Source organism: Pseudomonas simiae (assembly GCF_000934565.1).
Classification (GTDB): Bacteria; Pseudomonadota; Gammaproteobacteria; order Pseudomonadales; family Pseudomonadaceae; genus Aquipseudomonas; species Aquipseudomonas simiae.
Window position 1 is genome coordinate 4513944 of record NZ_CP010896.1, and the last position, 12430, is coordinate 4526373.

Genomic DNA, 12430 nt, shown 5'->3' on the forward strand with positions numbered 1-12430 from the left:
GAATCATCGGGAAATACGCTTCATGATTCCTGGAACACCTTCCGTGCGAAGCACTTCCCACGCACGCTTGGCCAACAACACTCCGTGACGAGGGTCGTCCAGTACTTGACCCAAATGCTCACGCACACGGCTGGAACTGAAGACAACCGGTACCCCACCTGCTTGATAACCCGGCGTCAACGCAGACGTCACCCGAAGCATCTCCGCTGCAGAAGTGGCTGGATCAAAAAGTGCCGGGAACTCCACACGCCCCTGGGATTCCCACCACGCGAGGTAACCGCCGCCTTCGGTTGCAAAAGGATCAGGAAAGGTTTGCTGCAGGTCCAGTCGCTCTCGATAAATGAGGCGTGCGGCCTTGGGAATAGCAGTACCGTCTGCAAAACGAGAGAACGCCCACGGCACTTGGCTTAAAGGATCCTTGCCCAGGTCAGCAATAGTCTCCGTATACCAATTGATCAACGCATGTGCCGTTGGCTGGTTAGCTGCGTTTTTCCACGCCATGGTCCGATGCGCACCACTGTCAAACCCTGTGAAGTGATAGAAGCCGAGAGGCTGTCCATCCACCATGACGTTATCCGGTAATTCACCTGTAATTTGTCGAGTCGTAATGTTCCACGGGGCGACGTTCAGACGCGAAGTTCGCAGGATGCATACACCCTCGAAAAAAGCCGGTACCAGATCGATCCAACGCTGATCAGTAAACAAGCCGTTGTGAATTTCAGCGCGGCAGAAATAATAAAGACGGTCTGACCACCATCTCGCGAACTGTTTACCTATTTCCGTTGGCGCAACGGCAAGGAAGCCCAGGTTATAAATGCCGTGTTTCAGGCTGGAGATCTCGTTATCCATGATGGCGGCTAACGTTGGCTCTGGAGTGACCTGGTGAGGCGTCAGAGCGATATTTGAATGCTGGATAGCTTCCAGCACATCATGCAGAGGTGAAAAAAGTACAGTATCTGGATCAAGGTAGATGACCCCGGCACAATCTGGACGATCAAGCAGTCGTGCCAGGAGGAACGGCTTGATGGCTGTCGACAACTCTACGATCGTGTGACAAAACGCCCAGCCATTTGCATTCGGAATATCCAGGCTGCTGATCGGGTGAATTTCATCAAACGGCTCTGCGGAAAGATCCAGACCGGCGGGCACTTCATCCGACAGAGCCAAATGCACGACCCAATCAGGATGGAATTTTTTGATCGACTCTACCAATGCTCGAACTTTCGGAATGTAGTTACAGGCGGCACTGGTGTAAACGTGTATTTTTTTCAAGAAATGACCTTAATACTTAAAGGGTGAAGAGAACGCTCAAAAGCCAGGATATCCTCAAGCAAGCTTGGGCCATCCTGCCGCGTCGCGATATAGCCGGTTTCAAGACTGCGAACCAGGTCAGCTTGAGCCCCCAGGTCCAGGCAGATCAGCGGTAGCTTCATCGACAGTATTTCATGCGCGACAAATGAGAATGTTTCAGGGCAAATTGAAGGCAGAAAAGCCATGCTGATGCCATGCTTTTCAACGATTTTGGGTAAATCGTCTTGTGCATAGGGGCCTGTTTCTTTCACCACTTCCGGGTGGCATGGCGCGTCGACACTTCCCACGACGACGATTCGCACCGGCGCGCCCACTTGATGAATCGCCGCCGCCAGATCTTGCAGGATGCCTGCGCCCTTGTGGTGGGAGATCGAACCTATTACTCCAATCGTCAGATACTTTCGCGGCGGTGCGGGGACGCTAACTTCGCGAAGGGGCTCCACATAATGAGGAAAGAGCTTCGCGCGTCCCCCGATCCCCGGGTAGGCACGCTCAAGTAACGTACAAGAAGATTGTGAAAAGCAGCGAATTTCGTCGGCCGCATCCAGCAGCTCTCCCCACATTTCACGCCAACGTACGATCGAGCGCTCCCCCGTTAGGGAGACGAATCCGTCCGGATGATTGCTCAAACAGGCATTGCAGCGCGACACAGACGGTATGCCGCAATATTGCCCACCATCGTCGAGCAGGAAATGCGAAGGGCAAACAAGGAAGTACTCATGTATGGCCACGATCAGGCTGGCATTGGTCCGTTGCTTCAACGCCAGCATGAACGTTCTAAGGCTTTGCGGATGCGGAAAAGATACGGCGCAGTTGAAAAACACTTGCTTAAGATCCATGCGCACCAGCAACTCGACAAAGCTGTCCAAGCTGGGCAATTGGCATGAATAGGTTCCGCTGCGGTCTCGTACTTCCACAAAAGTCTGCATGGAAGAAACGCGAAAACTAAGCAATATCACGGTATCGCCCGAGGATCGCCAATCAGTAACCACGCGCTCGCGAAACAGATTGGCTCCGCCTCCCATCGAATGATCGATCACCAGGCGGCATGGGCGGTTTTTCAGACGTGCCGCGAGAGCAGTCTCGTCAGAGTTCACCAGCGTAGGGTTTCGCCCACGATATCGAAGGCACTTTCTGACCAGCGTCTTGATACTTCCTCGACGCAGATAGGCCCAGGCTCGCTTAGCGAGATACAGACTCTGCGACACTTCAGTACTTTGCACTGCGTCGTGTGCTGGCAAAGCAAGCTCATGACGAGCTATCACGCCAGCGCGCATTTCAAAAACGAGTTCACACCTTTCGGGCGCCTCAGCTCCCCACCCGGCGATTACCATATAACCAGAGTTGGCCGCCTGGGCGTTACCAGGGAACGCTGCGGCAACGTCTTCCCGCGACCGGCCCAAGGATACTGCAACGCGCTCAAGCCGCCCCCCCGCAAAATGCATATGAAGGTAGGCCTGAACAATTACATGTTCATGATCCAGAGCCCATCCGAATCCGAACAGGCCATGGGGATGGCGTACGAGATGGTCTGTCTGACAGATTAACGTTGTCGATAGTACTTCTTGGGTGCTGCCATACTGCAGGCTGGGATCAACTACATCCATGTATATCGGTTCCACTATCAACTCACTACCACAACGGTTCTTTGACATAAGCCAAAGCCACCTACTTAATTTGAGGGTCCAGCGTCGCGTTTTGCAATGACTCCGCTACACCTACTGGCGTCATCTCTCTACGCGACACCAGTAAATATGCGCGTTCCAACGCGTCCTGTTGCTCCTGTACGATTCGTTCAGCGTGAGCCAGAGCATCCGAGGTTTGGATAAGCTGAGCATTGAGTTTCTGCATCTCTGCCAAACGCTCAAAAGCAAGTCTCTCTGCTTCCAGTAAGCCTGCTTGCATCGCATCTCTTTGCTGGAATGCCTGCTGTTGCTCAACGACGATGCCTTCGGCGCGGGAAAGCGCGGCACTCATTTCGATCAACTGAGCATCGAGCTTTTGTATATGTTCCAAACGTTCAATCGCGATCAACTCAGCCCCACGGAACAGAGCATAGGCGTCGTTTTGACGCTCGAGCGCAGCCTGTTGATCCGACACGATGTGCTCAGCACGGTCAAGCGCGGCACTGGTTTGACTCAATTGGGCATCAAGCCTATTTATGTGCTCCAAACGCTCAACCGCAAGTGTTTCGGCGTCGCGAAGACGGCAATCAAGCGCTTCTATTTGCGCTGATGCTTCTCGCTGAAATTGAGATTCAGCCAACGGCGAGTGCGCGCCCGTGGCCTGGTCGACGGGCTCGCTACCGAGCTGCTCGTTTGCACACTCAAGCGTCGACCGCTGTTCCAACACAATCAGTTCAGCGCGGGCCAGAGCATCACTGGTCTGAATAAGCTGAGTATCGAGTCTCTGCATCTCATCCAGACGTTCGACTGCCAATTTTTCAGCCATTGCCAATCCCTCACTCAAAGCAACAATTCGGGACTCTAAGGTCGAAAGCTGCCGATCATCCTTGTAAAACGCTTGTACTGACAAAAGTTTCGGGATGATATCACGCTGAAATTCAGATGTTATACGAATCCACTGAGCACTCTCTCGAAAGGCCCTGGGGGTCATGCCCTCCTCGATAGCACCATGCACAGCCTCATAAGCTCTCAGAACTAGCCCCGGGAGGCTCAGATGTCGGGCGTCCGAGCCATGGGATAATGTTGGTGCAATGAAGTCGCCGGCGAAGCGCTCAACGGTGTCTTGGGCGGGTGTCAACTTAAGCCAGCTCGCGACGTCTGAAAGAAAGTCGGCCGGTTGCAAAAGCAAATGATCGAATGCGAAAAATCGCATGTCTTCAGCGTTATCTAAGTATTCCAAGGCCCCAAGCAAATGTGTCATCCACAGCCAGGCCCCACGCTCAACGGAAATGCCATCACGTCGAGCCAGCGAATGCACTACCTCAGCTGGATGACGCACCACTAACATCAGCTGCGGCTTGACCTCCAACTGCGAGAACACTCTCCCCCAAAAAGGGGCCAACTGACACATCCGTGGGTCTTTGAATCCCCAGGCAGGCGCGTCGCCAAACAAACCTCGGACCAGCTCGACAGCTTCACCGACATATGCCTCCCATTGCCCTCCACTCCCCAACACTGGAGGCAAGGGGGAGTCCCAGCGGCAGTTCTGCAAGGCAAGCAGCCTGTTATTGAACTCGACAACCTGGCGCTCTTCGAAATACCCCTTGGGATTCCATTCGTCGCCTTGATACAAAGAACTTCCCATACTCAGGCCGAGCTGCTCAAGCCCCGCAGCGATAGCGCTGGTGCCACTGCGATGCATCCCCAGAACGATCACTACATTTTTATTCGCGTCAACTGGATGCATTATCGAACACTCTAATATTGGCTAACTTGAAAACAGGGACCGGGACAGTTCTAGCACTCAAGTGCCTATCTATGATCGCAAAAGCAGAGCGTAGCGCCCTCGAAAATCACCGAAAATTGGCCGTCGCCAACGACGTGCTGACCAAAGCTCATCCGCTGAATGTGCGGATTTACGCTCGAGAGAATTCAGAGCTTCTTCATTATAGTTGCCAGCAGAAGCCCCAAATTCCCCAGCAGGGTTTGCCGGTAAAGTCCCGCCAACCAGACACCAGAGATTCTGCGAAAGACGGTCTGCGTCCGTGCTTGCTTGAAGCACTCAAGCGTCCCTTGATTTTGCTTGCACAAACGGTGTTGCATGGCATCGAGGGCCCGGATGTTCTGGTCATTCCATTCATGGAAACGCCCTTGAAAAACCATCCGCAATCGAACTAATCGTGCCGCCCAACCAGCATTACTACCAATCACATTCTCAGCATGCTGACGATATTTCATCTTAGGCTGCGGATCATAGTGAACACGTCCGCCTGCCCCCGAGATCAACTGATAAAGCCACCAGTCGTGAGCAGGCACACTCAGGTCGTAGCCCGCCTCGCACAACAGCGCACGAGCGGCTTTGTTGAAAACCATCGTGTTCCCCCCCGCAATACTCTGAACCAGTGCATTGCCAAAACCGGGAGCGAGTCGAAAACGCGGCGAATAGCCGAGATGCACGCCCGTTTCGCTGATCAACTGAGTACGACCGCAATAAAGCGCAGGCACATGGGTTGGCACGGTTCGCAACCACGCCAGCGCCACCTCCAGCTTGTCCTCGCTCCAGATGTCGTCTTGATCGGACCAGGCAAAGAAATCTGCATCATCCACTCGATAGGTCAACGAGAGGAAATTGGCAGCGTATCCTCTCTTAGGCCCCATCATTATTCCCAGGCGAGCATGACCCCAGCGGCGACCGTAGTCTTCCAACAGCGAAAGGGTTCCATCCTGAGAACCGTCGTCCGACACCATCAACGTCCAGTTGGAATGGGTCTGCCGTTCAAACGAGTCAAGCTGCTCTGCAAGGAATGCCTGGCCGTTGTACGTACACATCAATACGACAACTTTTGCTTCGCAAACATCGCTTGGTTGAAGACGAGAAGGACTATGCAATGTAGTAATAGACACAAATATCCCGCTGCAACGCACTTACTCGCCTGTAGGAATCTGCGGTATGTGCCCTAAGAAAGCTGGAATTATTGCAGTTATATTCAGAACGTACAATCTTGTATCACAACCAATGGTCGGGCGTAATAGTCAGGCCTGGCACGGCCCGGAAGGCTGCATGGCACACACCTTGAAGCTAGAGCGCCTGAAAGGTGAAAATCGCCGGCTTAACCCACCCAGAAATATCCATCGGGTTATTACTAAGACGTTACTCGTGAAAGAATTTTTGTGCTATGGGCTATATGACTAACTTGGCGCCAAGGAACAGTGACAGCATGGCCTGTAAGAAAGTTCACTAATTACAGCCAAGCACGTACTTAACTTTTGATCGATATGGCTCATTAACATCATTCGAGCTTCTGAGTTTTAATTCCCTATATAGCCGCACGCCCATTGACCCCTATCAATAAACGCTCGAGCCTACCCGTTGAGCACTGGAATGGTGCCGCCATCCGCGTCACTATGCGCTCATCGCTTGCAGGACCACCCGCTCTCAAAAAAAATTGGACGTCTCACGTTGTCAGGTGAGCCCCCCCCCATCCACACTGGAGCAAGGATGAAGACCCAGACCATCGCAATTATTGGTGCAGGCTTTTGCGGCTCGACGCTAGCAGTGCGTTTACTGCGTAATCCAACCGGCGCGCGACAGAAAATCCTGTTGATTAGCCGGCCTGGCGCAATTGCGCGTGGCATTGCCTATGGAACCCGCTCTTACGCGCATCTACTCAACGTCCCCGCGGGCAGAATGAACGCCCTGAGTGACGATGAAGACAGTTTCTATGCGTTCGCCAAGAACCATGATTCCAACATCACGTCCGGATCCTTTGTGCAAAGACGCCTTTACGGTGACTATTTGGAGTCATTGTTGAGCAACGCCTCGCAAAACGCAGCTAAAGGTTGCGAACTGCACAATGTCATCGGCGAGGTTGTTGAGGTGATACCCAACGCAGAGCGTGATGGGGCGCGCTTAATCATGAACAACGGCGATCATTTGGAGGTCGACAAGGTCGTCTTGAGTATCGGCAGCTGCGCCCGCCAAAAACCGTCCAGCGCAGCAGGGCACCAACTGTTTTACGCAAACCCGCGCTACATACATGACCCCTGGAAAGCCGACGCACTCAGCAATGTCGGCTCGGACGCCCCCATTTTTCTCATCGGTAGCGGACTGACGATGCTGGACGTCGTGCTTGACCTGCGTGACCGTGGGCATCAGGGAATGATTTATGCCGTATCTCGTCGAGGCCTCGCCCCACAACCTCATCGGGTGCTGAACGCACGCCCTTCTTATGATGAACACCTGTCCCGACGAATGTTAGACAACTGCACGATCCGTCACTATCTGCGCACAGTCCGTGACGCAATCATGCACCAAGCGCGTACCGGGGGGGACTGGAGGGACGTCATCGGCGGGCTCAGGTCAACCACGGCTCAACTATGGCATGCACTGCCCATTATCGAGCGACAGCGCTTTTTGCGTCATGTGCGCCCGTACTGGGATACTCATCGCCACCGTTGCGCCCCACAGCCAGGAGCACGCCTGCAGGCCGAGATCGCCAGCGGCAAACTCAAACTTTTTGCGGGACGGGTAACCGGCTACACCCCCAATGAAGATCATGTCAGTGTAAGTTTTCAACGCCGGGGCACCTGCATCCAGGACAGCATTGAAGTCGGCGCAGTGATCAACTGTACGACACCGGCATTTGACCTGCGAGAATTGGACGACCCCTTACTGGAATCACTGCGAATCGGCGGCCTGCTGATTCCGGACGCACTTGGAACAAGCATGGCCATCGCCCCTTCCGGCGCCCTGGTAGGGTGTGACGGGACAGAATCAAGCTGGCTGTATTACGTCGGCCCCTTCCTCCAGGCACGTGACTGGGAAGCGACGGCTGTACCGGAATTACGCGAATACGTGAAATCCCTGGCCGAGACACTGAGCCAGTAGCCCCTCCGGCCTGGCCCTCCTGCGCCCACAACGACGCAGGAGGGCACGCGTCCCTAACCTTTGCGAAACACAAACACCAACCCAACAATGATCAACCCCATCCCCAACACGCTCAGCATCGCGAGCCTGTTGCCAAAGATCAGGTAGTCCATCACCGCCGTCACCGCCGGTACCAGGTAAAACAGACTGGTGACGTTCACCAGGTTGCCTCGGGCGATCAGGCGGTACAGCAGTAGCGTTGCCAGCAACGATACCACCAGCCCCATCCACAGCACCGGCAGGTAAAAGCTGCTGCTGTATTCAAAGTGGAACGGCTGAAAGGGCACGAATACCGAACACAGCAGCAGCCCCGCCAGGTACTGCACCGGCAGCGTGCCCAAGGGGTTGTCGGTGATGCGCTTCTGCATGATCGAGCCGAAGGTCATGCTGGCCAGGGCCAACAGCCCGAACAGCATGCCCGCCAGGGACATGCCGGACAGACCGATGCCTTGATACACCACCATGATCAGCCCCGCCAACCCGAGGCCCAGCCCGAACACGCGGCGCAGCGAACGCTGGCGTTCCATCAGCACCACGGTGAGGATCGGCTGTACGCCCATGATGGTTGCCATCACGCCGGGGGTGACGCTCAGGTCCAGGGCCAACAGATAGAAAATCTGGTAGGCCCCCAATAACACCAACCCCGTCGCCGCTGCGTACAACAGCGGCTTGCCGGGGCGCGGCAGTTTCAGCTTGAGGATCGGTATCAGCACCATCAGGCCCGCGAGAGCGATGGCAAAGCGGATGAGCAGAAACGCGAAGGGGGACGCGTGGGCCAGGCCCCATTTGGAGAAGATCGCCCCGCTGCTCCACAGCAGGACAAACAGGCTCGTCGACGCCGCCGCGGCCACGGATTGTTTCGAAAGAACAGACATGGTTACCACCTGTAATCAGGCAAAAAAGCCGACTCAGCAAAAGCTGAAGTTCAAGGTTTTTTCAGGCGGGCAGACGGGAACAGCAATCAGCTGATCAGCCCGAAATACCAACACCCGGCGGTGATACGACTGCGTACACCGGCGTGCTGCTGACAGGTGGGGGGTAGTGACTGATCTGCACAGGCTGCTTTTCTCCGCACGGCTCGACCGCAGCGTTGACCGCTGAATCGACTACTGCTGTGCGCTGGAGAGCTGACATGGGCTGATCTTGTGTGAAGGGATGAAGAGACTCGGACTATAACCAGCCGTTGATAGGTTTTGCAATCACCCTGAATGGCGGAGTTTTCATGTGGGCCCTGTGAGATGGCTCGCTATAATGCCGCCCAGATTTTTCCAAGGACTCCCCATGATCGCATTGCCCTGGCTGTACCTGGCGCTTCTTTCCATCGGCTATCTGCTGGCCTTGATCTACGGGCAGCTGGGGGCGCTGGCAGGCGTGTCCATCGCCCTGCTGCTGATCGCCGCCTACGCCGTACGCCAGCAACGCACGCCGTGGGCGCGCTACCTGGGTCACGGGCTGTTTATCGTATTGGCCCTGGGCCTGGCGATGCACTGGTTGCCCGGTTTCTACAACGGACGTGGCATTGCGCCGCAACGCCTCACGGACGATGCCGTGCCCTTCTCGATGTACCTGAACCAGGACAAACCGCTGATTGGCTTCTGGCTGCTGCTGGCCTGCCCGTGGATTGTGGCGCGGCGTTCGCTGCGTTTATCGATCTGCGTGGCCGCCCTCGCCTTGACGCTCACCGCCATCGCGGCCTTGGGCGGCGCCGCCTTGCTGGGGATGATCACCTGGGCGCCGAAATGGCCGGAACAGGCCTGGTTATGGGTGCTGAATAATTTGCTGCTGGTGACTCTTGTCGAAGAAGCGCTGTTTCGTGGTTATGTCCAAGGCGGCTTGAGCAGGCGCTTCAAGCACCTGCCCTATGGAGAAAACCTCGCGTTGCTGCTGGCATCCCTGCTATTTGGCCTGGTGCACTTTGGGGCAGGCTGGCATTGGGTACTGCTGGCGAGCATTGCAGGCGTCGGTTATGGCCTCGCTTATCGCTTTGGCGGACTGGGTGCAGCCATTGCCACGCACTTTGGCCTGAATCTGCTTCACTTCGGGTTGTTTACCTACCCGATGCTGGCCAGCTGATTATTACAAAATTAAGCTAAATAAAAGCCCGCTGCGGCCGACAACCCTTGAAAGCCTTGCGGATTGAACAATCATGCGTAATAACCAACCCGTTACCCAGCGCGAACGTACCTTCCCCGCTCAGCAACGGTTGATCTCCACCACAGATGCCAAAGGCGTGATCACCTACTGCAACGACGCTTTCGTCGAGATCAGTGGGTTCTCCCGCGACGAACTGGTGCGTGCCCCGCACAACCTGGTGCGTCACCCGGATGTGCCGCCGGCGGTGTTCGCGCACATGTGGTCCACGCTCAAACAAGGCTTGCCATGGATGGGCATCGTCAAGAACCGCTGCAAGACCGGTGATCATTACTGGGTTAACGCCTACGTGACGCCCGTTTTCGAAGGCAATCAGGTGGTCGGCTACGAATCGGTGCGCATCAAGCCCACCGCCGAGCAGATCCGCCGTGCCGAAGCGCTCTACCACCGCATCAACCAGGGCAAGTCGGCGATCCCCCAACGGGACAAGTGGCTGCCGGTGTTGCAGGACTGGCTGCCGTTTATCCTGGTGAGCCAATTGAGCTTCATGATTGGTGCGTCGCTGAACTCCCACTGGGGCTTTGCCCTGGCGGCGGGGTTGTCGGTGCCGTTGGGCCTGCTGGGCCTGAGTTGGCAACAGCGCGGCCTCAAACGCTTGCTGCGCCTGGCTGAGCAGACCACGTCCGACCCGTTGATCGCGCAGATGTACACCGACAGCCGTGGCGCCCAGGCGCGTCTGGAAATGTCGATCCTCAGCCAGGAGGCACGTCTGAAGACTTGCCTGACGCGCTTGCAGGACACCGCCGAACACCTCAACGACCAAGCCGCGCAGTCCAACACCCTGGCGCATAACAGCTCCAGTGGCCTGGAACGCCAGCGCGTCGAGACCGAACAGGTGGCGACCGCAGTCAATCAGATGGCAGCCACCACGCAGGAAGTCGCCAGCCACGTGCAGCGTACCGCCGATGCGACCCAGGAGGCTAACCGCCTGACCGGTCGCGGCCGCGATATCGCCGGGGAAACCCGCGAGGCGATCCAGCGTCTGTCAGTGGCCGTGGGCGAGACCGGTGTGACCGTCACCCAACTGGCCAAGGACAGCGATGAAATCGGCGGCGTGGTCGATGTGATCAAAGGCATTGCCGACCAGACCAACCTGCTGGCACTCAACGCCGCCATCGAAGCGGCCCGTGCCGGCGAGATGGGCCGTGGTTTTGCGGTCGTCGCCGACGAAGTCCGTCAACTGGCACAGCGCACCGCTGAATCAACCGGGCAGATCCATGCCTTGATCGCCAAGCTGCAGCAGACCGCTGCCGCCGCCGTGCAAACCATGGACGCCGGGCATCGCCAGGCCGAAGAAGGCGTGGCGCGGGTGATGGAGGCCGATCAGGCGTTGGTGGGCATCAGTGAAGCGGTGGCGCATATCACCGACATGACTACCCAGATCGCGGCAGCGACCGAAGAGCAAAGCTCGGTGGCAGAAGAGATCAGCCGTAATATCAGTACGATTGCGCTGTTGGCGGACCAGACGTCGGAACAGGCGATGAACTCGGCGCAGTTGAGTGAAGAGCTGACCCATACGGCGAATACCCAGTATTCGCTGGTGGAGCGGTTTAACCGGTAGACCGCTTTCGCGAGCAAGGCCGCTCCCACATGTTGATGTGTGAATGCATTCAAATGTGGGAGCGGGCTTGCTCGCGAAGGGTCCCTAACAGGCGCCGAGAAACTCAGCGACCTTCGCCGCTGCAGCCGCCAAATGCTGCTCATGCGTAAACCCCGAGGCCTTCAACGGCTTCAAATCATGATCCCCCGCCACCAACCACATCACCTCGATGCTCGGCGATAACACATACCCCTCCACCGTCGCCCGATTCCCCAGGGCATCGCGCTCGCCCTGCACAATCAAGGTCGGCGTCTTCAACCCAGCCAGATGCTCAGTGCGTGGTTTCTCCGGTTTACCCGGCGCATAGAACGGATACCCCAGGCACACCAACCCATCGGCGCCCACTTCATCAGCCAACAAACTGGCCATGCGCCCGCCCATGGACTTGCCGCCAATGGCCAGTGTCCCAGCGACATGACGTCGCACCTCGGTAATCACCTCGCGCCAGGCTTCCAGCAGTTTCGGTGCCGGGTTCGGCGGGCGCTTGCCGCCGTCGACACGGCGTTGAGCCATGTAGGGAAACTCGAAGCGCAACACGCTGACCCCATGCCCGGCAAGGCGTGCAGCCATGTCGTTCATGAAGGATGAGTCCATCGGTGCACCAGCGCCGTGGGCCAGGATCAGCGTCACAGGTTCACGTCCCGCAACCGTCGACGCGACATCCCACAACCAGCCGTGTTCCCGCACACACTGCGCCCATTGATCCCCGTCAATACTGGCCTTGTGCTCTTTGCCCATGCTTGCCTCGCTATTCAGTCTGCCTATAACTCCAGCCCAAGTGCCGCACTTGCTTGGGTTGAACCGTGGATGGGGAAC

At 56.5% G+C, this 12430-nt stretch carries 9 protein-coding genes; 3 read left to right on the forward strand and 6 right to left on the reverse strand.

The window, feature by feature from the left end; genetic code table 11:
• Window positions 1-3: 3 nt before the first annotated feature.
• From PF1751_RS20410 to PF1751_RS20425, 4 genes are all read right to left on the reverse strand, one after another.
• Window positions 4-1272 carry a hypothetical protein gene (locus tag PF1751_RS20410; RefSeq protein WP_010208582.1) on the reverse strand — a complete coding sequence of 423 codons (1269 nt, stop codon included), beginning with the start codon at window positions 1270-1272 and terminating at the stop codon, window positions 4-6.
• Window positions 1269-2918, reverse strand: coding sequence for a glycosyltransferase (locus PF1751_RS29365; protein ID WP_175439676.1), 1650 nt, complete (start codon window positions 2916-2918; stop codon window positions 1269-1271). Before PF1751_RS29365 ends, PF1751_RS20410 begins: the two co-directional genes overlap by 4 nt.
• 61 nt (window positions 2919-2979) lie before the next feature.
• Window positions 2980-4683, reverse strand: a complete 1704-nt coding sequence (locus PF1751_RS20420; protein ID WP_044287651.1) for a sulfotransferase family protein — start codon at window positions 4681-4683, stop codon at window positions 2980-2982.
• A 185-nt stretch (window positions 4684-4868) separates the two neighbouring features.
• Window positions 4869-5840 carry a glycosyltransferase family 2 protein gene (locus PF1751_RS20425; RefSeq protein WP_029529069.1) on the reverse strand — a complete coding sequence of 324 codons (972 nt, stop codon included), beginning with the start codon at window positions 5838-5840 and terminating at the stop codon, window positions 4869-4871.
• Between the two features lie 595 nt (window positions 5841-6435).
• Between PF1751_RS20425 and PF1751_RS20430 the strand changes: the two genes are divergently transcribed.
• On the forward strand, window positions 6436-7824 hold the full coding sequence (locus PF1751_RS20430; RefSeq protein ID WP_010208576.1) for an FAD/NAD(P)-binding protein: 1389 nt from the start codon (window positions 6436-6438) through the stop codon (window positions 7822-7824).
• Window positions 7825-7877: 53 nt separating this feature from the next.
• On the opposite strand, the gene PF1751_RS20435 is transcribed toward PF1751_RS20430, so the two are convergent.
• Window positions 7878-8738, reverse strand: a complete 861-nt coding sequence (locus tag PF1751_RS20435; protein ID WP_044287654.1) for a DMT family transporter — start codon at window positions 8736-8738, stop codon at window positions 7878-7880.
• 406 nt (window positions 8739-9144) lie between these two features.
• Between PF1751_RS20435 and PF1751_RS20440 the strand changes: the two genes are divergently transcribed.
• Together PF1751_RS20440 and PF1751_RS20445 are read left to right on the forward strand one after the other, a co-directional pair.
• Window positions 9145-9936 (forward strand): CPBP family intramembrane glutamic endopeptidase, encoded by a 792-nt coding sequence (locus PF1751_RS20440; RefSeq protein WP_044287656.1) that lies wholly within the window; start codon window positions 9145-9147, stop codon window positions 9934-9936.
• 73 nt (window positions 9937-10009) lie between these two features.
• Window positions 10010-11575, forward strand: a complete 1566-nt coding sequence (locus tag PF1751_RS20445) for a methyl-accepting chemotaxis protein (RefSeq protein WP_010208570.1) — start codon at window positions 10010-10012, stop codon at window positions 11573-11575.
• Window positions 11576-11659: 84 nt separating this feature from the next.
• Here PF1751_RS20445 and PF1751_RS20450 read toward each other — a convergent pair whose 3' ends face one another.
• Window positions 11660-12352, reverse strand: a complete 693-nt coding sequence (locus PF1751_RS20450) for an alpha/beta family hydrolase (RefSeq protein ID WP_010208569.1) — start codon at window positions 12350-12352, stop codon at window positions 11660-11662.
• Window positions 12353-12430: the final 78 nt, after the last annotated feature.